The sequence below is a fragment of the Streptococcus sp. M334 genome, assembly GCF_000187745.1.
Taxonomy (GTDB): Bacteria; Bacillota; Bacilli; order Lactobacillales; family Streptococcaceae; genus Streptococcus.
The window spans coordinates 87,527-111,201 of record NZ_GL732487.1; the positions used below are offsets into that span (position 1 = coordinate 87,527).

Below are 23,675 nucleotides of genomic sequence, written 5' to 3' on the forward strand. Positions count from 1 at the left end.
TCTTCAAAAAAAGCAACGGAGTGTACTGACCCCAAAAAGTTAGACAATTAATTTATCCGAAGGATTTAGTTCTGTATTGCACAGGGCTAAGTCCTTTTAGTTTTACCTTAATTCGTTTATTGTTGTAGTAATCAATATAGTCTACAATAGCTTGTTCCAATTGCTTAAGCGACTGAAACGACTTCTCATAACCGTAAAACATTTCCGATTTCAAAATCCCAAAGAAGGATTCCATCATGCCATTGTCTGGGCTGTTACCCTTGCGTGACATAGATGCTTGAATTCCCTTACTCTCTAAAAACCTGTGATAAAAATCGTGTTGGTATTGCCAACCTTGGTCGCTGTGTAAAATGGTATTTTCATAGTATTTCTCTGTAAATGCCTGTTCCAACATCGTTTTTACTTGTTCTAAATTAGGCGAACAAGAAAGATTATAAGCGATGATTTCGCTGTTAAAACCATCTAAAACTGGAGATAAGTAAAGCTTTTGAGTACTTGCTGGAATGGTAAATTCTGTCACATCTGTGTAGCACTTTTCCATTGGTTTAGCTGCTTCAAATTGGCGTTGAATAAGGTTGTCTGCTTTCTTGCCAACATCTCCTTTATGAGAAGAATACTTGCGTTTCTTGCGGATTCTAGCTTGTAAATTGAGCACTTTCATCAAGCGTTGAACTCTTTTATGATTGACCACATAACCACGATTTCTTAATTCTAAATGAATCCGACGATATCCGTAATTTCCTTTGTGTTCGGTAAAAATAGCTTGAATTTCAGTTTTAAGCTTTTGATCCTTATCTGGTTTGTCTAGCTGTTTCAGCAGACTATCTCAATAAAGCAAAATAAATCATGATTTTAAAAATTTAGAAGAGGTTATCAGAAGGTTATCACAAAGCTATTTGAGCTCAAAAATCGACAAAAAAGCACTTTGCAAAATTTTTGCAAAGTGCTTTGAAACGTTGATATAATCGTATTGATTAACGTTTTGAGAATTTTTATACTATAAACTATGGATACTCTATCTAAACAAATCCCTCTATATCAACATTTTAGAACTTGAAATTTCCATGAAAATGGATTAAAATCCTCCGCTCTGGATAAAATTAACACCAATTAACACCGTAAAATAGACTAGTCAGCTATCTCGATTTCGAGATAGTTTTTCATTCATCAAAGATTATCCATTCAATCAGAGCAAATTTTATACTTAAGCCTACATCAATTTCTAATTATTCTTTCTCACTTAAAATTGCATCAGTTTCAATTAGGTATATCCAGAATGTTATTAAATATATTTATATATTTGTCTGAATTTTGATTTGTCTGTAGCTTACCTACTAACTCTGATAAGTCTGGACTAATATCTTCAGAAAAAGGAAGGAAGAACTCTGAAGGAGAAATTTCTAAGCCGTCAAGTATTTTTAGTAAAGTTTCAACAGATAAATTTCTCTTATCATTTTCAACAAGGTTCATAAAGGGAAGACTTAGTTCGCTTCGCTCAGCAAGTTCTTGTTGCGTAAGTTTCAATTTTATACGATAACTCTTAATTTGAGAACCGATAGATAATTTTTTTACAGACACTAAAAATCCCCTTTTACTCTTTTTTAACTATTGTATAAATAGTTGGTAAAAAGATATATGCAATATTGTATATATTTTTTATTTTATATTTACAATTAAATAATTTTGTGATAGGATATAAAATAAGGAGGTTTAATTTAAATGGCATTACTTATTCAAGAAGTCGCAGACGAGCCAGGATGTGCTGGGTGTGGGTGTGGCGCAATTTTAGTTCCAATAGTAATAGTCTACTTATTCAGAGATTCGATTATAAGTGGTATTATATCGTTATTATCAGGATTACTCACAATCGCCCTATGGTTGCTTGGATTTGTCTTAGTTGCAATCCTAGGTTTCTATCTTATAAAATACCTAATAGAGTTTCTAAAAAATAGAGAGCAGAAAAACCATGATAATAATTAGAGAAAAGCCACTTTTTCCCATCGGTATAATTTTAGGAGCTATCCTTACCACTCTCCTGTTAGTAATAATTTTATTAAGCAATAGCGGTTTCTTTTCAAAAAATCATACTTACAAAAAAGAGAGATAGTAACTCTACACAATGTAGATTTCGAATACAAAGAATCCATTACTTTGGATGATAAAAATGGCAACCATATATTAGAAGAGTTAACCAGAAAAGACTTTAAAAACACAATAGAATATAAAGGAAATACCTATGAATATTTTGAAACCTATTATAACGATTTTACAGATTACATTTATCTTGATAGGTATCGTAAAATAGAAAAAGGTACACCAGAAGAAAAATGGGGAAACTCCTACAAAAATATGTTTCTTAATGTAGTAGCTGATTTTGATGGCAAAGTTATAAAAATAGCTCATTAATTATAGCAATTCTAATTTATAGAGTTGCTTTTTTATATTTTTTATTTAAAAGTGTGAGTTATTCAAAGAAATTTTTTGATATTATACCTTTAGGAGGATTTTCATATGAAAAAATATAACAGTTTATACTCTACAAAACGTAAACTACTTTCTTCATATTTTGCTATGTCTGACATAATTATCGAGATTGATAATAAGAAATATATGGTAAACAATCTATTGAATCAATCTGAATTTCAATATTTATCGGACTTGCACAAAATTCGGAGAGTGTTGCTCTATATTAGCAATTATGAATTTTCCAATTACTTACATTATGAGCAAGAAAAAAGTATGTCAAGAAAAAAGAGAAAACTATTAGATGAAAATATATATAAAACACTCTCAGATTTTGATAAAGATTCAATAGGTTTTCCAAGAAAGAAAAATGGAACAACCTATTCTAGTAGTTTTATTGAAAAGCTCTTATCTTTAGATAAAATCAATGATGAATTTGTCTATAATACAGTCACAAGTGAAAAATTCTTAAAAATTTTAATTGATTCTATTGAATCTGACTTAGGCTATAATAATAAGAAATTGCAGAGTCACTTTATTAATTCAGTAGTTAATTTGGCATATTACAATTCGGATAAATCAATAACTAAAAAGAATTTTAAAGAAAAATTTTATAAAGAAGCTTTAAAGAGTGCAAAGCCAATAAGATAATAGAGACAGAGAAAAATCTGTCTTTTTTTATTTTATTTTTTTGAAGTGTGATTTTTTGACTTACCTATTTTGAGATAATAAATTCATAAAGATACATAGACCGTCCTATTACATATGTTTGAGGTAACGATTAGGCGGAAATCTCCTCAGAAAGGCAAAGGTAAAAGCAAATGGCATTATCAATCGGAGTCAGCGATTCTTCTAAAGATTTCGCTAAACAAATCACGAGGGAAACAACTGTTCCTAAATCCATTCAAACAGTTGACTATACAACTGGTGTAATAAATGAGGGAAAAGAAAATGAATTCCCTTACGCAAGTTTAACAGTTGTTGACCCTACACTGTTCCAAAAGTTCGAAAGTATCGGACAAGAACAATATTGTCCAACCTTTAAGGTCAAATTAAAGGGATATAGAGGAGAAGACTTAACTCCTCTAATCGGTAAAGAACTTACCTTTCCAGAGTATGAGGTTGCCTTTGTCTTCGACAAGTTCAAGCAGCCTATCGGTTTGTCCCTTGTCCTCGAACTATCAGATATTTCAGTAATTTAAGGGGAAACTTATGAAACAAATTAAACAAATACTTGAAAAAATCACTTCTCTAAAATGGTACTTCCAACTACTTATAGCTTTAGCTATTATAGTATCTGTATTTGCCTTTTATAAGCTACTATCTTGGATTTTACCTTTTATCTTAAGTGGGTTGCTGTTAATCGGGGTATTTACAGAGGGAGAAGCATTCTCTATGATGTGGAATAGCTATAAACAAAGCAAACAAGTACCTGCAAACCCTCTGTATGCTAATATCTATCATTGGCTAACTGAAACAGGTGTTAATGAACTTCCAATCGCTACCCTTCAATTTACTCAAGGTGTAGAATTCCCTGATATTACTCAAGGTATCTTCTACATTCATCTTGAAAAAGCAGTTAGCGGTCAAGAACTAGCAGATTTCGAAATAAAAGCAAGGCAAACTGTCAAAATGATGTCTAACGGCTCTGTTGATTGTGTTGTTAGTGTTGCAAAACACGACCCGTTCCTTGCTATTAAAGTTCGGTTGATTTCTGCCAATGAAATGCTAAATCAAAACCAGCATACGGAGGAGGACTTTTAGAACATGATTCATAATGTTTTTGAGGTCAACAACAGAGGTCAACCCACTCCTGTTTCTATTGATATAGACCGACACTATGCCTTAGTCGTTGCAGGCCCATCAGGCTCGGGGAAGAGTACGTTTTTAAGAAGAATTATCGGTCTCATTTCATTTTATGATACAGATGCTGAAGCTTATTTCATGGACTTTAAAGCAGATGAAGAAATGTTTCCAATGACTAGTGACCATGTCGCAAGAGGTTTTAACTGTTTAGAACTTTTTGAAACAGTCTACAAACGTTTTGAAGCTAGACTTGATAAGCAAGAACAAAACTCGCATAATCTTTACCTGATTTTTGATGAGTGGCAAGCTTTCCTAGCTTATCTAGAACAGACTGATAAGAAGAAACATAAAGATATTTTATCAAAAATGTTGATGATGAATAGTATGGGTAGAAGTCTAGGTTTACGAATTATTCTGTCTAGTCAGCGGTTCTTAATGGTAGATTTACCAGGTCGGTATAACTTCAACTGTATAATTTCATTATCTACTAGTTTTCTCATGTCTACGAATAACAGGCAACTCCTTTTTCCTGATATGGAAAAAGATGAAGTTGTAGTAAAACCTAGAGGATATGGATATTTTCAGCTAGAGGGGGAACCTGTCAAGATGTTTCGTACGATTCAAGTAAGGGACGAGGAACGGTTAAATCAACGGATGCAGGAGCTATTTTCAAGATATAACTAGCGTTTTTTCTGCTACACTTGTTAGGTACGACAGTAAGCTTGTTTTGAAGTTACATCATCGGTATAGTGTCGGCACGACTTCATTAGCAGAAAAATGACTGCTTGCAAGGGCTAGAGGGTGGAGATTTTTCAAGCGTAACGATGCCGAAGGCAAGGAGTGAAGCGAAGAAAAATACTACCCGTCCCTTGTTAGCTGGCAAGCGTTCTTGGTTCGATGATTTATCATCGGGCAGGAGAGGCTGGGGTTTGTGGGGCAACGCCCCAAGAGAAGATTCATTGGGGTTACTACGACCCCCAATGAATCAATAATCAATAATCAAAAAAGGAAGAAGCTAAAATGTCAAAATCTAAAGAGAAACGTTCAAATAAGTGGGCATTCTTGCTTTATCAAGATAGTGCTCCTGAAAACTACCTTGATATTCTTGAAGAAATGCACATCCCATTTGTCTTGAGCCCTTGGCATGATAAAGATGTCGACAAGGAAACTGGAGAGTTCAAAAAGGCTCATAAGCACGGAGCATTGTTCTTTGAATCGCTTAAAAGCTATTCTCAAGTTTCCGAACTCCTAACAGAAAAGTTGAATACACCTGCTCACGTTGAAATAGTCATGTCCCCAAAAGGTATGTATGATTATTTCACACACGCAGAAAATCCTGATAAGACACTTTATAATATCGAAGAAATAGAAAGTGGTTGTGGCTTTGAATTGGATAAATTTCTGATTGAGCACAATTCGGGTCTATTTTTAGAAACAGTTATTGATGTTATTACTGAAAATAATTTTACAGAGTTTGAAGATTTAGTACGGTATGCTAGATTTAATGATAATTCTCTACTCGGTCTAATCATTGAGCGGACTTATTTTTTCACAAAATTTTTAGACTCAAGACGTCACAATCCCCAAAACAAAGCAAAAACCTCATCAGAGCAAACTTTGGCGAGCAGGTCTGATGAGGATAGCACAGAAGATGGTATCTCCTGATACCTCTCATTATATCATAGAAAGAGGTAAATTATGGTTAATCAGCCATTACTATTAACAAGACAACAAGCTTCTGAACTACTTGGCATTGACCCAAAATCTTTTGACAAGTACATCAGAAATCATCCTGATTTTCAATGTTTTATGATTGGTAAGCAGGAACGCTACCTGAAATCTAAACTTATAAGATTCATTGAATCTCACTGTGATTAATGGATAACGATTGATAAAATGAGATTTTTCATATATGCTGTATGTGACTAGTCTATTTTATCAATCATTTTTCATATAGAAAGGCTGATAAAATGGCAACTATTGCGAAACGTGGAAATTCTTTCCGTGCAACTGTATCACTCTACAAGAAAGGACAATACAAACGAGAAACCAAAACATTTTCTAACAAACAAGACGCTGAATTATGGGCTCTTGAAATGGAACTCGAAAAAGGACGAGGGAAAGATATTGCTGAACGCTCTACCCTATTTACTGACTTTTATCGTAACTGGGTTAACTCTGTAAAACAGAATGAGGTTCGTGAAGCTACTTTCGTCAATTATAAGCGAACTCTTGTAATCGTGGACGAACTGTTTGAGGGAATGCGACTAAAACACTTGGATGATTTAGTCATGCAGAAAAAGCTTGATAAATACGCTGAAACTCACTCCAAAAAGACAACCAAAGAACTTGTTTTAAAAATCAGAGGTTCACTCAAATACGCATACTCTAAAGGATTGATTACAAATGACTTTGGTTCACTCTTAAAAGCAAGAGGTCAAGAACAACCTAAGCGTAATGTCCCTCTATCAGTAACTGAGTTTAGGGAACTCAGAAAATATTGCCTCGACCACCAAGAAGAGGACGAGTTCAATATTCTTGTACTTCTTGCCTTAGAAACTGGTGCAAGGCGAGGTGAACTACTTGGATTGAAGAAAGAAGATATTTTTGAGTATGGTATCAATATACGCAGGTCAATCAGTCCTATTAGTGATGATACTCAACTAAAAACAAAACACTCAAAACGGGATATTTCTATCAACCAAGATATCTACTTCGCTCTAATGTCTCTAGCAAATAAAAAAGAGAATTATATCTTCGACTGGAACGGATTCAGACAAGCAAGCCAACTCCAAAAACTTTTGAAGAAACTAGACCTGAGCAAAACAACTTTTCATGGTTTGCGTGACACTCACGCTTCTTTTCTTTTTTCAAAAGACATTAGCCTAGATTATATTTCTCGCAGGCTCGGACACAATTCAATTCTAACTACACAGAACTATTATCTTGAACTGATGCCAGAAAAAAAGCACCAGCAAGATGCTGATGCTTTAAGTCTCTTAAACGACTTATCAATATAATTAACACCAACTGACACCAAAAAGGTGCCATAATCGTTGGTATAATAAGGTATTGATTAACGTTTTGAGAATTGTGATGCTTTACGAGCTTTCTTAAGACCTGGTTTCTTACGTTCAACTTTACGTGAGTCACGTGTAAGAAGTCCTGCGCGTTTCAATGAATCGCGGAAGTCTGGGTCTACTTGAAGAAGGGCACGAGCGATACCGTGACGGATAGCTCCTGATTGACCAGCGTATCCACCACCTACAACGTTAACGAAAACGTCGTATGAACCTGCAGTTGAAGTAACTGCGAATGGTTGGTTGATTACAAGACGAAGGTCAGCGTGTGGGATGTACTCTTCAACATCTTTTTTGTTAACAGTGATTTTACCAGTTCCTGGAACAAGGCGAACGCGTGCAACAGCGTTTTTACGACGTCCAGTACCTGCATATTGTGCTTGTGACATACTTTATTGTTCCTTTCCTTAGATAAGTCCTGAAATATCAAGAACTTCTGGTTGTTGTGCAGCGTGAGTGTGCTCAGCTCCAACAAATACTTTCAACTTCATACCTTGAGCGCGTCCAAGAGTATTGTGTGGAAGCATACCTTTAACTGATTTCTCGATCAAACGTACTGCATTTTTAGAACGAAGTTCACCTGCAGAGATTTGTTTCAATCCACCTGGGTGGTTTGAGTGAGTGTAGTAGATTTTATCAGTTGCTTTTTTACCAGTTAATTTAACTTTTTCAGCATTGATAACAATCACAAAATCACCTGTATCAGTGTGTGGTGTAAATGTTGGTTTGTTTTTTCCGCGAAGTACGCTAGCAACTACTGCAGAAAGACGTCCAAGTGGTACATCAGTTGCGTCAACTACGTACCATTTACGTTCAACTTGGCCTGGTTTAGCCATAAATGTTGTTTTGTTCATGATTTCTCCTATATATAGTTCGATTTTTGTTTACGGTGATGGGTGTTCCTTCCCATCGAAAAGTATTTGGAAGGTTCCGGGGCCTTTCAAATGGGGTAAACAATACCGCTTACTATGATACCAAATTTCACCCCTAAAAGTCAATAGATATGAAAAATATTTTTCTGAATTCCACTCTTTTTATCTCTAAAAAACCTCGCTTTCGCGAGGCTCTTCTATTTATAAGCTAAGGCACGTTTAAAGGTTTTCCAAGGGCCTAAATCATCTGTTTGCAAAACGAGACTAGCATACATACGCCCGATAAAGACTGTTGCAGTTACTGCAAAAGCAATCGTAATCGCAAGCGAAATCCAAGCTTCTAAGCCATTTGCATAACCATTTATAGCTCTAAATGGCATGAAGAATGTCGAAATAAAGGGAATATAAGAACCAATCTTCAAGATGAGATTGTCACCAGCTGCACCCAGAGCTGTAACTCCAAAAAAACCACCCATAATCAAAATCATCAAAGGCGACAAGGCTTTTCCTGCGTCCTCAGGACGAGAAACCATAGAACCTAGAAAGGCTGCCAAGACTACATACATAAAGAGACTGATCAAAATAAAGAGCAAGGTATTCAGTGAGAAGGCATCTCCCAAGTGATCCAAAACACCAGACTGAGCCAAGAATGGCAAATCTTTAAAGAGCAAAATGGCTGCCAGACCACCTACAACATAAATCCCGATATGCGTTAAAATCACTAGAAATAGAGCCATCATCCGTGCATAGAAATAGTGACTAGCCCTTATGCTAGAAAAGACGACTTCCATAATTTTGGTGCCTTTTTCACTGGCAACTTCCTGAGCTGTCACACCCGCATAGGTAATCAGAATCATATAAAGAAAGAATCCTAAAGCGCCTGCTGCAATTGTTTGAATAAACTTTTTATTTTCCTTGGCTTCATCAATCTTTTCTGTAAATTGAATTGTCTGCGCTAAGCGTTTTTCTTGCTCTTGAGACAAGGAAGCAGTTGAACGATTAAGCTGATTTTGCAGTTCGTTTAGTGTACCTGTAACTGCAAATTTAATTCCATTTTCAAGCGATGTTTCGCCATGATAAACTGCCTTTAGAACACTATCTTCTTGATCAATAGTCAGATAGCCTTTTAATTTCTCATCTTTAATCGCTTCTTTGGCACTTGCTTCGTCTTTATAGTCAAAGTTAACACCATTTACATTCTTCAGTCCTTCTGCTACAGATGGAACTGTTGTCACTACTGCCACTTTACTATTTTTAGCCATAGAAGAACCTTGGAGATGCGCAATTCCTACAGAGATTCCTAAAAAGAGGAACGGCGAAATCACCATAAAGAAGAAACTCCACGATTTGACATGTCGAAGATAGGTTTCCTTGATTACAACCCACATATTTCTCATACTTCCACCCCTGATTCTAGTTTAAAGATTTCATCGATAGTCGGCGCTTGTTGGTCAAAGGTTGCGATATATTGCCCCTGAGTCAAGATTGGGAAGAGTTCCCTTCCAGCGCTCTCATCCTCTAAGATCAATTTCCAACTGCCTTGCTTGGTCAAGCTCACCTGTTTGACATGAGGAAGGTTTTCCAATTCTTCTTTGCTTCGTTCACTTGAAACAAAGAGACGCGTTTTCCCGTATTGATTACGGACATCCTGGACTGGTCCATGCAAGACCACACGGCCATCTCGAATCATCAGAATATCATCACAAAGTTCCTCGACATTGGTCATGACATGGTCAGAAAAGATAATGGTTGCTCCGCGCTCTTTTTCCTGAAAAATGACTTGCTTGAGCAATTCTGTATTGACCGGGTCCAATCCACTGAAAGGTTCATCCAAGATAATCAAGTCTGGTTCATGAATCAGAGTAATGATGAGCTGAATCTTCTGCTGATTTCCTTTTGACAGACTCTTAATTTTATCTGTCAGCTTCCCTTTCACTTCCAACCTCTTCATCCATTGAGGAAGTTTTTCCTTGACCTCCTTGGCATCCATGCCTTTTAGAGTCGCCAAGTAGCGAACTTGTTCAAGAACTGTCAATTTAGGCATGAGACTGCGTTCTTCAGGCAGATAGCCAATCCGAGCGTAGGTATCCTGACGAATATCCTGACCATCTAGACTGATTTCTCCTTGATATTCTAAAAACTTCAAAATACTGTGGAAAATCGTTGTTTTTCCGGCACCATTTTTCCCGACTAGTCCCAAAATACGACCTGGTCGCGCTTGAAAGTCAATACCAAACAAAACTTGCTTGGACCCAAAACTTTTCTCTAGACTTCTTACTTCTAGCATCTTTCACCTCCGAAATGTCTTGCACTCATTATACTCCTTTTTGATAGCCTTTACAATGGTTTCTGTCCATTTTTATCATCCTCATTTTAGTAAAAAAATCTTGGAGCACTTTTCGTGATAAATCCATTATACAGTGGTAAACCCCAATTTATCTTCTCTGCTCCTCAACTGTCAGTTTTTGATCCTGAATTGTTATTTGAGTAACTCCTTTTTCCTCATAAAGTTTTCTTCCCCTAAGACTTCTGGAAAAAAGCGAATAATTTCTTGACAACATTTTTTATAAGAAACCAGTTCATCTGTCATTTCAAGAAGGAGTAATCCTTTATCTACTAATCGGTAGTCTTTCTGAAGTATTCCCTTATAAACCCAGCAAAAACCAAGATAATCACTTCTATGTGTTAATTGAGCCGTTTTTAAAGCAAGTTTAATAAGTTCCAATGATTTTTCTCTATAGTCATTATACAAGAAAGTTACTGCTAGATTAGAAAGAATGGTAAATCTCGCTTCCTTAATGTTAACGTATGATTCATACCGTTTTAAAGTCGCCAATATCTGGTCAGTCAAAGTTAAGACACTTTCCATAGAGACATAAGGTAAAATTCCTACCAATAAGGTTAAATCCCCTAGATACCACTCTTCATAACTTTGTAATTCTTTCCAAATTTGCTCAGCTAAAAGTTGATTATTAACTTCTTTGTCATCATCCTGTAAATATAACTGTAATAATTGCATCCTCCTAAAAATAGGTATATCATCACATGTTTTTAAGTAACTTCTACACTGTATTACAAGATCTTCAATTTGCTCCCTAGTCATTAGTGTGGTTAGTTCTTGTAATTTCATCATAATGTTCATCCGTTCATTAGGTTGATAATAATCACAAATATATTGAAACTCTGCAAAAGTCATATCCATTTGTCTTAAGAGATATTCCATATTCTCAAATTTTGGCGTCGCCTTATTGCTCTCAAATGCAGCAACCGACTGCCTACTAACCATTTTCCCTGCCACCTGAGTTTGAGATAAATGCTTATCTTCTCGTATTTTTTTAAAAATCTTATAATAATCCCATCTCATCTACTTACCTCCAAAATTTCAGGCGCAAAAAAACTTGTCATATGTAAAAACGCTTACATTTTTTATTGTATACTATCTATAAATAAAAAACAAGGAGGAATATCATATGAGAATCGTACATTTCATCGCAAAAACTAGAATAGCAAGTATCTTACCTCTTCTGGTTTTGTTATTTAGTAAACCACTCTGGCCGTGGCTTCCATAAATTAAATACATGAATAAATGAGGAAAAATAAAATGAATAATACCAACAAGCTAGCAAAATCTATCATTCTTTTCTCTGTTATAGGAGCTCTATCATTGCTCAATACACACGAGATTTATGCAGATGAAACAAATACTAATACAGAAACCATAGGTCAAAGTCGAAGCTATGGAGGACTTACTTATCAAAAAACAAATGTACGGTATCGAAAAGAATGGTCTAACTATACACCTGTTAGCTACACAGTGACTACAGGAAGAGCAGGTGCTAGTATATCCGTAAATCAAAGTAAAACTTTTGGTACAAGTATATCGGGAGATGTAAAAGGTATTAATATCGGAGCTCAGGCCTCTATATCTAGTGGTGTCGGTTACACATTAAATGTCCCTCCAAGAAGAAGCGCTTACGTTGGATTTAGGGTTTTATATGAGGTCGAAAGTGGAACTAGAATTGCTAGATTTTACGACGGTGGAGAATTTAGCAGAAATTCATATACTGTAAAACGACCAATTAGAGGAGAATATAGATTAATCTATAGATAAAACATATGAACACCAATATAATAGGAAAGCTCTGCATATTACTATCATTTCTACTCGCAATTATATGTCTATCCTATCAATCTATTTTTTTACCTGAAGGAGAATTGTACGAACCTTACATTTTATCTCGAAATTTGTTAATCATTTCAATCTTAAACTGGACTTTTTTACTTGGCCTCTATTTAATATATAGAGAGGGTAAAAATAAGAATGTCAATCACTAAGGGGCAGGAACTCAAATTATTAAATGCTAAGAAAAGGTAGTTTGACTTTATTCATTCTTAACAATCTTCAACCGATAGTTTAAAACCGTATTTTGAAATTTCAGATATAATAGATTGAAATAAAAGGTGAACAAATCGATTAGGAAAGTCAAATTAATTTCTAGAGATGTTTTAGCAATCACGATATACTACTCTAGATTCAATCTGCTGTCAACTGATCTTTATTTATAATTGTCATACGTCAAAGAGAAACTGACCTTGTTTAAAGCAATCAAAAAAAACGAATAAAACAAAATTCTGACTCTCCAGAAAACTAGTTTTATTCGTTTTTTATGTTTAAGTCTAAATTTTTATTTCAAACTCTAATAACTTAACGCACTTCTGCATTGACTTTTTCTTCAAGAGACGCTTGGATTTTTTCCATGTAGCGTGCGACTTCTTCATCCGTTAAGCTATCTTCTGGATTTTGGAAAGTCAAGCTATAAGCCATTGACTTCATACCAAGTCCCAATTTTTCTCCTGAGAAGACGTCAAAGAGTTTGATATCTGTCAAACGTTTCACGCCTGCAGCTTGGATAGCATCTACAACTTCTTGGTGAGTCACTTCTGCCTTGAGGAGAAGGGCAACGTCACGGCTGACTGCTGGGAATTTGGTGATTTCCACAAATGGATTAGCAGGTTGAAGCGCAGTTTCGATGGCTGAAAGGTTAAGCTCAGCCACATACGTTTCTGGAATATCGTAAGCCTTAGCAGTGACTGGATGCACTTGGCCAAGGAAACCAAGAACTTGGTCACCGAGTGAAATGACTGCTGTACGACCTGGATGAAGGCTAGGGATTTCAGATGTTGCTGTATAAGTTACTTGGAGTCCCAAACGAGCAAAGAGGGCTTCAAGGATTCCCTTAGCATAGAAGAAATCAACTGGAACTGCTACTGTTTGGAAATCTTTTTCTGCAACCAAGCCTGTCAAGGCAAAGGCAAAGCTGTTGATCTCATTTGGAAGTTCTTCTTTTGGATTGCCAGTCTGTTCAAAGACTTTTCCAATCTCGTAAAGGGCCAAGTTTTTGTTCTTACGAGCTACGTTATAAGCCACCGTATCAAGGATACCAGAAATCATATTTTGACGGAGGACAGAACGGTCCACTGTCATTGGCCACATAAGTTCTGTAAGGTTACTTGGTTGAGCTGTAAACTCTACTGCTTTTTCAGGAGTTGTCAGAGCATAGGTAATGATTTCTGTCAAACCTGCTCCTTCAGCAATCGTACGAACTTGACGGCGGAGTTTTTGTGTCGCAGTCAATTCACCAGCTGTACCATCGTCTTTTGGAAGGCTGGTTGGCAAGCGATCATAACCGTAGATACGAGCGATTTCTTCAAAGAGGTCCGCTTCGATGGTGATATCCCAACGACGACGTGGGACGCTGACTGTAAAGCTGTCTGCATTCCCAGAAAGACCAAAGCCAAGACGACGGAAGACGTCTTCTACATCCGCGTAAGAAAGTTCTGTACCAAGGACACGGTTAACATCAGCAAGAGTTGAAGAAACTTCTACATCAGAGGTATCAAGTTCACCCGCTGAAACGATACCCTTACGCACAGTCGCACCTGCAAGCTCTGCAATCATGCTAGCCGCCGCATCAAGAGCCTCATTAACTGTTGCCACATTAATCCCTTTTTCAAAGCGAGAAGATGACTCAGAACGAAGGTTGAGGCGACCACTAGTCTTACGAATTGATTTTCCGTTGAAGACTGCAGCTTCAAGGACGACACGACTAGATTTCTCAGAGATTTCTGTTGCTTGACCACCCATGACACCTGCAAGGGCTACTGGCTTGTCTGCGACAGTGATAACTAAATCATTCACGTCCAAGTCACGTTCTTCACCATCTAAAGTCACCAATTTTTCACCAGCACGCGCTTCACGTACACGGATGTCACTCCCTTCAAATGTATCCAAGTCAAAAGCATGCATAGGTTGACCAAAGTAGAGCAGGATATAGTTTGTCACGTCCACTACGTTGTTAATAGGACGGATGCCTTCGTTCATGAGGAGATTTTGCAACCATTGTGGACTTGGTGCGATAGTCACATTATCTAAGATACGAGCGGCATAGTAAGGCGCCTTGTCTGTTTCAATGCCCACAGAAAGGGCATCTGCTGCAGCTTGGTCTGTTTCTGAAAGAGTAAATTCTTTAAAGTTGACTGCCTTATCATAGATAGCTGCCACTTCGTGAGCCACTCCACGCATAGAAAGGGCATCCGCACGGTTGGGTGTGATAGACAGTTCGATGATTTCATCATCCAAGTCTAGGTAAGAAAAGACTTCCTCACCCGGAACAGCATTTTCTGGCAAGATTTGGATGCCATCTGCGAATTCCTTAGGCACAACTGAGTCAGAAATCCCCAATTCACCAAGCGAACAGATCATTCCAAGTGACTCTAAGCCACGAATTTTCCCTTTTTTGATTTTGTAGTTGTCAGCGATGCGAGCTCCTGGAAGAGCCACCATAACCTTGATACCAGAACGCACATTTGGGGCACCACAAACGATTTGACGGGTTGCTTCTTCGCCAACGTTAACCTGACAAACATGGAGGTGAGTTTCTGGCACATCTTCGCAAGACAAGACCTCACCGACGACAATTTTTGAGAGACCAGCATCAGGTGATTCGACACCTTCGACCTCGATCCCTGTAGTTGACATTTTCTCAGCCAACTCTTGTGATGGCACATCAATGTCCACCAATTCTTTTAACCATTTATAAGATACAAGCATAATTTAGTTCTCCAGAATGACAGTTGCCACTCTAGTTCTTTTCCTTTCCTATCATTTCAATAGAAGAATCCTCTTCTTACCTTAATTTCTTTCTCAGTAACCAATCCGTATCTACTTTTTGACCAACCATAAAATGATGTTGGCTAAATTTTTCAAAACCATATCGGTTATAAAACGCTTGAGCTTTTGTATTATGCTCCCAAACACCTAACCAAGCCCAGAAAAAACTATTTTTTATAGCAAGTTCAAGAGCGAATTCAAACAGTTGCTTACCGAGTCCAAATCCTTGGAATTTTTGTAGCACATAGAGGCGTTGAATTTCAAAAGCGTTCTCTAATTCTCTCTCCGTTTGAGCATTTCCCCAGTTGACTTTGAGAAAACCAGCTATCTCCTCTTCGTGCATAATGAAATAGGTTTCGGATTCTGGATTTTCCAACTCACTTGACAAAACTCTCAGACTATAAGCCTCTTCAAAGTATTCCTGTAACTGTTCTTCTGTATTATCATGAGCAAATGTTTCACGAAAGGTTTGTTTGGCTATTTTAGCCAACACCTCAACATCTGCCATTTCTACTTTTCTAATCATTATTTAAACTGTTCTGAGAAGCGGATATCTCCTTGGTAGAATCCACGGATATCGTTGATTCCGTAACGGAGCATAGCTACACGCTCTTGTCCAAGACCAAAGGCAAAGCCAGAGTAAACAGTCGCATCGATACCACTCATTTCAAGGACACGTGGGTGAACCATACCGGCACCCATAATTTCGATCCAACCTGTTTTCTTACATACGTTACAGCCTTCTCCACCACACTTGAAGCAAGAAACATCCACCTCAACAGATGGCTCTGTGAATGGGAAATAAGATGGACGCAAACGAATTTGACGCTCTTCACCAAACATTTTTTGGACAATCAACTGAAGGGTTCCTTGAAGGTCTGCCATAGAAATGTTCTTCCCAACAACTAAGCCTTCAATTTGGTGGAACTGGTGACTGTGGGTCGCATCGTCTGTGTCACGACGGAAGACACGCCCTGGCGAAATCATCTTCAAAGGACCTTTAGAGAAATCATGGGCATCCATAGCACGCGCTTGAACTGGAGACGTGTGAGTACGGAGTAAGATCTCTTCTGTGATATAGAAAGTGTCCTGCATATCACGAGCTGGGTGGTCTTTGGGAAGGTTCATACGTTCAAAGTTATAGTAGTCTTGCTCTACTTCAAAACCATCCACGACTTGGTAACCCATACCGATGAAGATATCTTCGATTTCTTCACTGGTTTGTGTCAAAACGTGACGGTGACCAGTCGCAACTGGACGACCTGGAAGTGTCACATCGATACTCTCGCTAGCCAGTTGAGCCGCGACTTTCTTTTCTTCCAAGAGCTTAGCTGTTTCTTCAAAGGCAGCTGTCAAGACATCACGAGCTTCATTGACGTGTTTCCCGATAATTGGACGCATCTCAGCAGAGACATCTTTCATTCCTTTGAGGATTTCAGTAAGCGATCCCTTTTTACCAAGGACTGAGACACGCAAATCTTGCATCTCTTTTTCATTTTCAGCAGTAATCTGCTTCAAGCTAGCCAGCGTTTCTTCACGAAGCGCTTTTAATTGTTCTTCAATAGTTGACATAATTCCTCCATCAGTCGCTTATCAGATAAAAAGAAAACCACATGCCAAAAACTCCACTCGGAGCGTTGACACGCGGTACCATCCGTTTTCATCTGACAAGTCAGACCTTCATTTCTAAATCCATGCGCAAGTGAATTTACCCAGCTTTCATATAGAGAGCTTGCAGTCACGGCTCTCCTCCCTGATATACTTCCCTTGAGTTACTAGTCTTGCAGATTTCTATTCAATTACTACATAGTTTATCAGATTTTTAGTTAAAAAACAAGTTAGATTAGACTAATTTCAATACAAAACTCGTTCCTTTTTCTGTTGCTCCATTTTCCACAAATCCAAGCGACTTGAAACACCTCCTAGAAGCATGATTGTAGGTGTAGATTTCCTTGACTCTCAATTCTTTCCATCCTTTTACTCGAGCAAATTCAATCAAAGCACTTAGAATCTTTTTTCCAAGTCCTCGATGTTGGTAAGCGGAATTCCCAATCACAATGGGGAGATTATCCTGAGATAGTGTAACATCCCCAATTGGAAACCATTCTCCCTTCTCCTTGACTTCAATCCAAAAAAGTTCACCATGCTGATCCAAATGGGAATACATAGCTTCCAAAGTTTCTTGACTATAAGGTCTCTTCACACCATCTACGAGGTGAACCAAGTTCACATCCTGATACCAAGCAAAAGCTTCCTCACAATGATTGACCTTACAATAAGGAACAAGACGCAGTGCATTATCTATTTGTAAAATCCGTTTCATCTGCTTTCCTTTTCAATAAGAGAGTTGCTGCTTGATTAAAACCATCGCACCAGTTATACCATTTTGCTTCATACTCATCTTGAGCTAAGATATGATTTTTTAAATCCAGAACAGAGTAAATCTTTCTTTCCTCACAAGCTTGCACATAGAGATGATATAGTTCATCACCGCCGTCTCTATCAAACTCAGCAGAAATCGTATCCCTACCTGCCAATAAAGCCTGATAAGCCCTGTGATGCCCATCTGTAATCAACAAGTAATCTCCAAAGGCAAGAATACTGATTGGATCGACTTGGATTGTTTCTGCCGACTGGTAAAGCATCTGAATATCTTGCAACTTCTTTTCTGATAAGTATAGTTGAGTCGGATGAAGATCTGCTATATTGACTTTCATTTCTTTCTCCTCAAGGGAATTTGATACTCACTTCTGCTTACCTTTAAATCGCCATTGGAAGCGGAGCTTGTCATAGAAGGGAAATTCGATAAACAGGACTCCCAAGCCCACACAGAGACTGGCAAGAACGTCTGATGGATAGTGAACTCCCACCCCAAAAGAGACAGTAGTTCATACTACTATTACTCTATTTTCATTGCTTTCACAATTGCTAAGGCAGTCAATACAAAAATAAAAAGTGGAAGCACTGTGATTTTTAGGTTTGTAGCACTCGCTAAGGCAACGATGAGCATGCTAAGAATTCCTGGGACAACAACATTAAACGCTCCAAGTACTGACTGTATGGTTCCCATGACCTCCTCTGGAACCATCGAAAACACAAGATTGAAAATCCGAGGTCCCATCATTCCTACCGCAACTGCGCATAAGAAGACAACCACCAATAAAAGAAGGAAATGATTGGTCAACCAAGAAAAGAGAATACAGAGATGCATAATTTCTTCAAAGTAGACAATCATTTTTATGGGAATATTTTTTAGGATACCTCCACTCAAAAAACTTCCCACAATCGTTCCTGAAAAAGTAACCACTGACAATACTGCAATGGATTGCCCAGTGTCAAAGAAGATAAATGGATGATGAATCAACATCAAAGTCGTTAAAGGGGTAATAATGCTTAAAATCATTTGATTCATAGCAGCAATGAATATTAATTTGATGATGGCTGGAAAACTTGCCAATATCTTCATTGAATGGAGGAAATGCTCTCCAAAAGATTTTGCGGTTAATCTTTTACTAACCTCCATCTGTCCCTCAATATCTCTCAAAGAAGTACGAATAAACACCACACCCAACAGTGCAAAAAGAAAGGTCAAAGCATTCAAACCCACAAACATCTGAAGACTGATGACCCCAATCAAAACTCCACCTGTAAGGTTGCTAAGAATATTAACTACACCAGCAGTTGCCTGTCTAAACCCCATAGCATCTGTCATATCATCTCCTATAATCCTCACATACAAAGGAGAAATCATAGCACCTGCAAAATAACTCATGGTATCTGATAAAAGATTGATGCCACAAATAAGAAAAACCATCCCCATAGAAAAGTTCTTATCCGTTACAAACAGTGTCAATAGAGTATAAAGCAGAAACTTACTTGCCAATATAGCAATATATTTTGCAACACGATTTTTTTGAAAATCGGCAATAACGCCTGTGAACAACTGAGAAATCTGCGGCAAAGTCTCCGAAACTGTTATACAAAGAACAGCTAATGAAGCAAATTTATATCCCGATACATAAGAAATAAAGGAAATATAAAACAGCGTATCACCAAATGACGAAACCCATTGATTAATCAGCAACATCCGATAATTTTTATTGGTCAGAAAAGCATTCATTGGATTGCCTCCTTCTTCAGCTCAAAAGGAAATTGAAATCCTAACAACGCCCAATATATCCCCAAAGTTCCAATACCAAAATCAAAAACTAATGATGATATTCTAACATATCAATTTTACTTTGTCAATAATTTTTATGGTGTTTTCTTATTTTTTTTGAAATATGAATTTAAGTTATCTAAAAATACAAATCTTTTTCTTAATCTTCACTTTCCAATAATTTCCTTCTCAATTTCTAGCATCATTCTCTGGTTCTCTTCGTGCTTGTAAAGCTGATAAGATACTTGATAAAAACCTAGTATCCTATCCCTTTCAGCAAATCCCACGCTTATATTTCCCAATAAACAATACAAATCTGCTAATCGATAACTACTATTATACCTTTTACAAATAGCTATTGTTTCTGTAATTTCTTCTATAGCTTCAGATGTTCGTTCATTCAACCACAAATATCTACAATAGTTATATCGGAATTTAATCATCAATTCTAACTGTTCCAAATGATGAACAGATAGTGACTGGAGGTTCTCTTTTAAAAGTTGATAGAGTTCCTGATATGTGTCTTCCTGCCCCATATCAAAATAAAAATTAGCCAAGGTATTTCCCAGTTGTAGATAGTAAAAATCAGATTTTTTCAGAGATAACAGTATTTTTTCCAGTTTCGCAACTGCCTCTGTTTGATGATTTAGATAACGGAATTGAACTAATGTATCAATCCAGTCCAAATAAATCTGGTCTTTAGCAGATAGACGAGCACGTTTAGATTTTTCCAGTTCATAGATATAATGGAGAGATTCATATTCCCTCTCATCCAAAAATTTCTTAGATAGTTCTTTAAACTTATCAATATTTTCTAAACTAGAAACCTCAGTATCTTCAAAGAAATAATCCATGCTCACCTTCAATCGCTTAGATAGTTGAAAGAGTAATTCTGACCCAGGTGAGTATTTACCTTGCTCCATACGGCTAATCTGCCCTTGCTCACAAATCCCCTCAGCTAATTCTTTTTGAGATAATTTTAATTCCTTTCTTTTATTTTTTAAGCGTGTCGCTAATAACATACCCACACTTTCTTCCTCCTTGCTTTATTTATTAAAATATATCAAATTCCAAAACATGTTTCAAGTATATATTTCATATGGTCCTATTTGTATTTGTACAATTTTTTATCTTTTCCATCACTTCTGCTTGCCTTTAAATCGCCATTGGAAGCGGAGCTTATCATAGAAGGGAAACTCGATAAACAAGACTCCCAAGCCCACACAGAGACTGGCAAGGACGTCTGATGGATAGTGAACTCCCAGATAGACCCTTGATACCAGCACACTGACTAGGTAGAGCCCAAGGACGATTTGCACGATTTTTCTCCAGACTGGATTTTTAATCCGCTGACTGAGAATGACAATCAGAGAGCCGACCATTAAGGTTACAGCCAGAGAATGGCCGCTTGGGAAGGAAAACCCCTTCTCCTCAACCAAGTGTAAAATAGCTGGTCGTGGGCGCTGGTAGATATTTTTAAAGGTCACGATTAAAAGACCTGCCAAAGACAAATTTCCCAGCATGAAGAAACTTTCTATCTTCCATCTCTTACGATAAAAGACAAAGGCTGCGATGGCAACCCAAGTGATAATCACCGGAATATCAATCAGACGTGTGATGACCCTGAAAAGAATAGTCAAGTAATCTGGCAAGTTTCCTCGAACGGCAGTCTGTATCGGTTGGTCAAAACCGACCAGCGTTTCAGGGTAAAATTTGACCATGTAGCCAAGAATAACGAAAAGTAAAAGGGCAAAACTGCCCTTCATTAAAAATGTTTGTTTATCTCTCATAATGTTTTAAGGTTGGTTTCAAGAGAACATACAACAACCAGAATGAAACGGAAAAGATTACTCCCTCAATCAAGTTAAAAGGTAATACCATGGTCATTAGGTAGTTGGAAAGTCCCAAAATTTTTCCAATATCAAAGTTAGCAAACTTAGCGTACAAAGGAACAGCGTAAACATAGTTGAGAACCAACATAGCCACGGTCAAGCCAATAGTTCCAGCTAGAGATCCTAGTAGGAAACGAGGGGTTGTCCGTTCCTTTTTCCAAATCAAAGCAAATACGATGACAAAAACTCCCAAAGCTACGATATTCATCGGCAAACCAATGTAAGTATTCACTCCCTGGCTGTTAAGAAGTAATTTCAAGAGTGAGCGAAGCAAGAGAACTCCTAGAGCAGCAGGCAAATCCATGACCACCAGACCCACAAGGACTGGCAAGATACTAAATTCAATCTTGAGGAAGGATGCCGCTGGCAAAAGCGGAAAGTCAAAGTACATCAGCACAAATGAAATGGCTGATAGAATCGCAATGGTCGAAAGTCGACGTGTGTTTGTCATAACAGGTTCCTCCAATTTTCTATAAAATCAGAAGAAGTTGGAAAGGATTCCTCTATCTATTCTCACTTTTTATATCCCAAAAGTTCCCTCTCACTCTATTAAAACAAAGCAAGCAGTTACAGTTTAGCTATAAATCTATCAGAACAGACAAAGCTATTCTTTCGTCTTCTCCCATCCAGACTATACTGTCGGTTGTGGAATCTCACCACATCAGCTTGCGCTCGCGGACTTATTTGGCTAAGATATTTTAGATTTATCTAGGCGTCGCAGTCGAAGATAATACTTAAAGTATATCAAGACAAGACAACGACGAGAAAGCTAAAATAGCTAGTCAAATTTACCGCCGGTCGGGAATCACACCCTGCCCTGAAGACTCTTTTATCATAACAAAAAACGCTTGCAAGCGCAAGCATTTTGTTCATTTTCATTTTTTATTTCAATTTATCCACTTCATAGGTATGAACAAGCTCAAGACCTGCAAAGTTCTGCTGTCGAAGGGCTTCGTAAACAATCATGCATACTGTATTCGACACATTGAGACTGCGGACATGTTCATCATTCATAGGAATACGGAGAGCCTTCTCAGGATGTTCTCGCATAAAGTCCTCAGGTAAACCCTTGTCTTCACGTCCAAAGAGAAAATAATGGTTCTCGTCAGTCGATAAATCCACCTCAGAATACACTTTCTCAGCAAATTTTGAGATCAGATAGAGTTTTCCCTCCATCTGAGACATGAAATCCTCCAAACTCTCGTAAAAATAAATCTCTAGCTTATCCCAATAATCCAATCCAGCTCGCTTCATCTTGCGGTCATCGATAGGAAAGCCCATAGGCTTGATGATGTGGAGGGGAGAATTGGTCGCAGCGCAAGTACGCGCAATATTGCCTGTATTTTGTGGAATTTGTGGTTCAAATAATACAATGTGATTTGTCATGACTTGCTTCCTTTCACCATTGCAAAAAAATAGCCACACTGCCCGGAGTCAAGCTCAGCAAACAGCGTGGTTAAGGCATCGTTAACTTACCTCACAACAGGTTTGAAGTAAATCAGCGAAACTACTTTCTTAGTATAACACTTTCAGAATCATTGTCAATAGAAACGACTTGATTTTTTCAATTTTTTCAAGCTATTTCCAAGGGTTTCTAGGAGAAAATTCTTAAATATCTGCAAAAATTGCTTACTCTTTTATACCTATCTGTGGACTGGGAATGATGATACTATGACCTCGTTATCTCAAATACTGCTGTATGAACCCACTCATTATGAATTTGTAAGTCATTTTCTATAACCCTACTAAAGGTGAAGCCATTTTTTAAAAGCACCCTCTGAGAGGCTAGATTACCTGTTGCCGTTCCTGCAATGATTCTATTGAAACCATAAGTCGTGAAGGCTTTTTCTAAAACGAGTTTAACCGCTTCGCTGGCATAACCTAAATTGCTAACATTTTCCCCAATCCTATACCCAAGCTCTGCTGTTTTTCGATTATTCTCTAAAACACTTAAATTAATTCTTCCGGCCATAACGCCTTGCGAATCTCTGATAAGATGCATGTAGACATCCCGATTCGTTTGTTCCCTTAACAATTCCCTTGTAATTTCTTTAAAACCTTCTAAATCAAAATAGTTAGCTGGTCTAGGAGATAAATTTCGTTCAAAATACTCTCGATTTTCTTTTTCAAAAGAATAGACGTCTAAACTATTTTCTTCAGACAACAGCTCTAAACTGATCATTACAAATCCTCTCCCATCATTATCTACATTCAAATTTTCTCATGTTTACA

Annotated in this window: 27 protein-coding genes, 2 pseudogenes and 1 riboswitch; of the genes and pseudogenes, 10 read left to right on the forward strand and 19 right to left on the reverse strand. The window is 37.4% G+C overall.

Annotated elements, in window-relative coordinates; genetic code table 11:
• Window positions 1–52 precede the first annotated feature (52 nt).
• Window positions 53–817, reverse strand: a pseudogene (locus tag HMPREF0851_RS09105) (IS3 family transposase); the annotation flags it as partial.
• 440 nt (window positions 818–1,257) lie between these two features.
• Window positions 1,258–1,578 carry a helix-turn-helix domain-containing protein gene (locus HMPREF0851_RS09110; RefSeq protein ID WP_000111944.1) on the reverse strand — a complete coding sequence of 107 codons (321 nt, stop codon included), beginning with the start codon at window positions 1,576–1,578 and terminating at the stop codon, window positions 1,258–1,260.
• Between the two features lie 141 nt (window positions 1,579–1,719).
• Here HMPREF0851_RS09110 and HMPREF0851_RS0103960 point away from each other — a divergent pair, with 141 nt between their 5' ends.
• The 9 genes from HMPREF0851_RS0103960 (at window position 1,720) to HMPREF0851_RS09155 (ending at window position 7,289) form a co-directional block, all read left to right on the forward strand.
• Window positions 1,720–1,980 carry a hypothetical protein gene (locus HMPREF0851_RS0103960; protein WP_001196275.1) on the forward strand — a complete coding sequence of 87 codons (261 nt, stop codon included), beginning with the start codon at window positions 1,720–1,722 and terminating at the stop codon, window positions 1,978–1,980.
• A 171-nt stretch (window positions 1,981–2,151) separates the two neighbouring features.
• Entirely contained in the window at window positions 2,152–2,406 is a 255-nt protein-coding gene (locus HMPREF0851_RS09115; RefSeq protein WP_000342115.1) for a hypothetical protein, read from the forward strand.
• Between the two features lie 105 nt (window positions 2,407–2,511).
• Complete coding sequence (locus HMPREF0851_RS09120) at window positions 2,512–3,114, forward strand: hypothetical protein (protein ID WP_000760488.1); 603 nt, start codon at window positions 2,512–2,514, stop codon at window positions 3,112–3,114.
• 170 nt (window positions 3,115–3,284) lie between these two features.
• Window positions 3,285–3,665, forward strand: a complete 381-nt coding sequence (locus HMPREF0851_RS09125; protein ID WP_001218420.1) for a hypothetical protein — start codon at window positions 3,285–3,287, stop codon at window positions 3,663–3,665.
• 10 nt (window positions 3,666–3,675) lie between these two features.
• A complete protein-coding gene (locus HMPREF0851_RS09130; RefSeq protein ID WP_000809546.1) occupies window positions 3,676–4,227 on the forward strand; it encodes a hypothetical protein in 552 nt (183 codons plus the stop codon).
• A 3-nt stretch (window positions 4,228–4,230) separates the two neighbouring features.
• Window positions 4,231–4,953 (forward strand): hypothetical protein, encoded by a 723-nt coding sequence (locus HMPREF0851_RS09135; RefSeq protein WP_000581665.1) that lies wholly within the window; start codon window positions 4,231–4,233, stop codon window positions 4,951–4,953.
• 336 nt (window positions 4,954–5,289) lie between these two features.
• Window positions 5,290–5,934, forward strand: a complete 645-nt coding sequence (locus tag HMPREF0851_RS09145; RefSeq protein WP_000045592.1) for a replication protein — start codon at window positions 5,290–5,292, stop codon at window positions 5,932–5,934.
• 33 nt (window positions 5,935–5,967) lie between these two features.
• Window positions 5,968–6,147, forward strand: coding sequence for a helix-turn-helix domain-containing protein (locus HMPREF0851_RS09150; protein WP_000248036.1), 180 nt, complete (start codon window positions 5,968–5,970; stop codon window positions 6,145–6,147).
• Window positions 6,148–6,239: 92 nt separating this feature from the next.
• Complete coding sequence (locus HMPREF0851_RS09155; protein WP_000190808.1) at window positions 6,240–7,289, forward strand: site-specific integrase; 1,050 nt, start codon at window positions 6,240–6,242, stop codon at window positions 7,287–7,289.
• 56 nt (window positions 7,290–7,345) lie between these two features.
• On the opposite strand, the gene rpsI is transcribed toward HMPREF0851_RS09155, so the two are convergent.
• The 5 genes from rpsI to HMPREF0851_RS09180 form a co-directional block, all read right to left on the reverse strand.
• Window positions 7,346–7,738, reverse strand: a complete 393-nt coding sequence (gene rpsI / locus HMPREF0851_RS09160; RefSeq protein ID WP_000075964.1) for a 30S ribosomal protein S9 — start codon at window positions 7,736–7,738, stop codon at window positions 7,346–7,348.
• A gap of 18 nt (window positions 7,739–7,756) precedes the next feature.
• A complete protein-coding gene (gene rplM, locus HMPREF0851_RS09165; RefSeq protein WP_001044624.1) occupies window positions 7,757–8,203 on the reverse strand; it encodes a 50S ribosomal protein L13 in 447 nt (148 codons plus the stop codon).
• Window positions 8,204–8,418: 215 nt separating this feature from the next.
• Complete coding sequence (locus HMPREF0851_RS09170; protein WP_001245369.1) at window positions 8,419–9,618, reverse strand: ABC transporter permease; 1,200 nt, start codon at window positions 9,616–9,618, stop codon at window positions 8,419–8,421.
• Window positions 9,615–10,508, reverse strand: a complete 894-nt coding sequence (locus tag HMPREF0851_RS09175) for an ABC transporter ATP-binding protein (RefSeq protein ID WP_000895301.1) — start codon at window positions 10,506–10,508, stop codon at window positions 9,615–9,617. The genes HMPREF0851_RS09170 and HMPREF0851_RS09175 overlap by 4 nt, the downstream gene beginning before the upstream one ends.
• Window positions 10,509–10,700: 192 nt before the next feature.
• Window positions 10,701–11,585, reverse strand: coding sequence for a helix-turn-helix domain-containing protein (locus HMPREF0851_RS09180; RefSeq protein ID WP_001267156.1), 885 nt, complete (start codon window positions 11,583–11,585; stop codon window positions 10,701–10,703).
• Between the two features lie 237 nt (window positions 11,586–11,822).
• Between HMPREF0851_RS09180 and HMPREF0851_RS09185 the strand changes: the two genes are divergently transcribed.
• Window positions 11,823–12,332, forward strand: coding sequence for a hypothetical protein (locus HMPREF0851_RS09185; protein WP_001066468.1), 510 nt, complete (start codon window positions 11,823–11,825; stop codon window positions 12,330–12,332).
• Between the two features lie 594 nt (window positions 12,333–12,926).
• Here the strand turns inward: HMPREF0851_RS09185 and pheT are convergent.
• The 12 genes and pseudogenes from pheT to HMPREF0851_RS09240 form a co-directional block, all read right to left on the reverse strand.
• Window positions 12,927–15,332: a phenylalanine--tRNA ligase subunit beta gene (gene pheT, locus HMPREF0851_RS09190; RefSeq protein ID WP_000961557.1), complete on the reverse strand. Its 2,406-nt coding sequence runs from the start codon at window positions 15,330–15,332 to the stop codon at window positions 12,927–12,929.
• Between the two features lie 76 nt (window positions 15,333–15,408).
• The gene (locus tag HMPREF0851_RS09195; protein ID WP_000619947.1) at window positions 15,409–15,918 is read right to left on the reverse strand and encodes a GNAT family N-acetyltransferase; all 510 of its coding nucleotides are present in this window, start codon (window positions 15,916–15,918) and stop codon (window positions 15,409–15,411) included.
• Complete coding sequence (gene pheS, locus HMPREF0851_RS09200) at window positions 15,918–16,964, reverse strand: phenylalanine--tRNA ligase subunit alpha (RefSeq protein ID WP_000103742.1); 1,047 nt, start codon at window positions 16,962–16,964, stop codon at window positions 15,918–15,920. Before pheS ends, HMPREF0851_RS09195 begins: the two co-directional genes overlap by 1 nt.
• A 271-nt stretch (window positions 16,965–17,235) precedes the next feature.
• Entirely contained in the window at window positions 17,236–17,685 is a 450-nt protein-coding gene (locus HMPREF0851_RS09205) for a GNAT family N-acetyltransferase (RefSeq protein ID WP_009014271.1), read from the reverse strand.
• Window positions 17,686–17,689: 4 nt separating this feature from the next.
• Window positions 17,690–18,109 (reverse strand): hypothetical protein, encoded by a 420-nt coding sequence (locus HMPREF0851_RS09210; protein ID WP_000867299.1) that lies wholly within the window; start codon window positions 18,107–18,109, stop codon window positions 17,690–17,692.
• Between the two features lie 27 nt (window positions 18,110–18,136).
• A pseudogene (locus HMPREF0851_RS16195) lies at window positions 18,137–18,262 on the reverse strand (phosphatase PAP2 family protein); the annotation flags it as partial.
• 29 nt (window positions 18,263–18,291) lie between these two features.
• Window positions 18,292–19,512, reverse strand: coding sequence for an MFS transporter (locus HMPREF0851_RS09215; protein WP_000991025.1), 1,221 nt, complete (start codon window positions 19,510–19,512; stop codon window positions 18,292–18,294).
• 206 nt (window positions 19,513–19,718) lie between these two features.
• Window positions 19,719–20,579, reverse strand: coding sequence for a helix-turn-helix domain-containing protein (locus tag HMPREF0851_RS09220; RefSeq protein WP_000525618.1), 861 nt, complete (start codon window positions 20,577–20,579; stop codon window positions 19,719–19,721).
• A 111-nt stretch (window positions 20,580–20,690) separates the two neighbouring features.
• The gene (locus HMPREF0851_RS09225; protein ID WP_009014272.1) at window positions 20,691–21,341 is read right to left on the reverse strand and encodes a phosphatase PAP2 family protein; all 651 of its coding nucleotides are present in this window, start codon (window positions 21,339–21,341) and stop codon (window positions 20,691–20,693) included.
• Window positions 21,331–21,894, reverse strand: coding sequence for an ECF transporter S component (locus tag HMPREF0851_RS09230; protein WP_000185839.1), 564 nt, complete (start codon window positions 21,892–21,894; stop codon window positions 21,331–21,333). Before HMPREF0851_RS09230 ends, HMPREF0851_RS09225 begins: the two co-directional genes overlap by 11 nt.
• Window positions 21,895–22,053: 159 nt before the next feature.
• A riboswitch (FMN riboswitch) is annotated at window positions 22,054–22,272 on the reverse strand.
• 53 nt (window positions 22,273–22,325) lie between these two features.
• Window positions 22,326–22,829, reverse strand: coding sequence for a tRNA (cytidine(34)-2'-O)-methyltransferase (locus HMPREF0851_RS09235; protein WP_000181378.1), 504 nt, complete (start codon window positions 22,827–22,829; stop codon window positions 22,326–22,328).
• A 283-nt stretch (window positions 22,830–23,112) separates the two neighbouring features.
• A complete protein-coding gene (locus HMPREF0851_RS09240; protein ID WP_009014274.1) occupies window positions 23,113–23,625 on the reverse strand; it encodes a GNAT family N-acetyltransferase in 513 nt (170 codons plus the stop codon).
• Window positions 23,626–23,675 lie beyond the last annotated feature (50 nt).

Bases quoted from the DNA above. Each gene is read 5' to 3' on its own strand.
- HMPREF0851_RS0103960 (WP_001196275.1), top strand. From the start codon at position 1,720: ATGGCATTACTTATTCAAGAAGTCGCAGACGAGCCAGGATGTGCTGGG.
- HMPREF0851_RS09120 (WP_000760488.1), top strand. From the start codon at position 2,512: ATGAAAAAATATAACAGTTTATACTCTACAAAACGTAAACTACTTTCT.
- HMPREF0851_RS09125 (WP_001218420.1), top strand. From the start codon at position 3,285: ATGGCATTATCAATCGGAGTCAGCGATTCTTCTAAAGATTTCGCTAAA.
- HMPREF0851_RS09130 (WP_000809546.1), top strand. From the start codon at position 3,676: ATGAAACAAATTAAACAAATACTTGAAAAAATCACTTCTCTAAAATGG.
- HMPREF0851_RS09135 (WP_000581665.1), top strand. From the start codon at position 4,231: ATGATTCATAATGTTTTTGAGGTCAACAACAGAGGTCAACCCACTCCT.
- HMPREF0851_RS09145 (WP_000045592.1), top strand. From the start codon at position 5,290: ATGTCAAAATCTAAAGAGAAACGTTCAAATAAGTGGGCATTCTTGCTT.
- HMPREF0851_RS09150 (WP_000248036.1), top strand. From the start codon at position 5,968: ATGGTTAATCAGCCATTACTATTAACAAGACAACAAGCTTCTGAACTA.
- HMPREF0851_RS09155 (WP_000190808.1), top strand. From the start codon at position 6,240: ATGGCAACTATTGCGAAACGTGGAAATTCTTTCCGTGCAACTGTATCA.
- rpsI (WP_000075964.1), bottom strand. From the start codon at position 7,738: ATGTCACAAGCACAATATGCAGGTACTGGACGTCGTAAAAACGCTGTT.
- rplM (WP_001044624.1), bottom strand. From the start codon at position 8,203: ATGAACAAAACAACATTTATGGCTAAACCAGGCCAAGTTGAACGTAAA.
- HMPREF0851_RS09170 (WP_001245369.1), bottom strand. From the start codon at position 9,618: ATGAGAAATATGTGGGTTGTAATCAAGGAAACCTATCTTCGACATGTC.
- HMPREF0851_RS09175 (WP_000895301.1), bottom strand. From the start codon at position 10,508: ATGCTAGAAGTAAGAAGTCTAGAGAAAAGTTTTGGGTCCAAGCAAGTT.
- HMPREF0851_RS09180 (WP_001267156.1), bottom strand. From the start codon at position 11,585: ATGAGATGGGATTATTATAAGATTTTTAAAAAAATACGAGAAGATAAG.
- HMPREF0851_RS09185 (WP_001066468.1), top strand. From the start codon at position 11,823: ATGAATAATACCAACAAGCTAGCAAAATCTATCATTCTTTTCTCTGTT.
- pheT (WP_000961557.1), bottom strand. From the start codon at position 15,332: ATGCTTGTATCTTATAAATGGTTAAAAGAATTGGTGGACATTGATGTG.
- HMPREF0851_RS09195 (WP_000619947.1), bottom strand. From the start codon at position 15,918: ATGATTAGAAAAGTAGAAATGGCAGATGTTGAGGTGTTGGCTAAAATA.
- pheS (WP_000103742.1), bottom strand. From the start codon at position 16,964: ATGTCAACTATTGAAGAACAATTAAAAGCGCTTCGTGAAGAAACGCTG.
- HMPREF0851_RS09210 (WP_000867299.1), bottom strand. From the start codon at position 18,109: ATGAAAGTCAATATAGCAGATCTTCATCCGACTCAACTATACTTATCA.
- HMPREF0851_RS09215 (WP_000991025.1), bottom strand. From the start codon at position 19,512: ATGAATGCTTTTCTGACCAATAAAAATTATCGGATGTTGCTGATTAAT.
- HMPREF0851_RS09225 (WP_009014272.1), bottom strand. From the start codon at position 21,341: ATGAGAGATAAACAAACATTTTTAATGAAGGGCAGTTTTGCCCTTTTA.
- HMPREF0851_RS09230 (WP_000185839.1), bottom strand. From the start codon at position 21,894: ATGACAAACACACGTCGACTTTCGACCATTGCGATTCTATCAGCCATT.
- HMPREF0851_RS09235 (WP_000181378.1), bottom strand. From the start codon at position 22,829: ATGACAAATCACATTGTATTATTTGAACCACAAATTCCACAAAATACA.
- HMPREF0851_RS09240 (WP_009014274.1), bottom strand. From the start codon at position 23,625: ATGATCAGTTTAGAGCTGTTGTCTGAAGAAAATAGTTTAGACGTCTAT.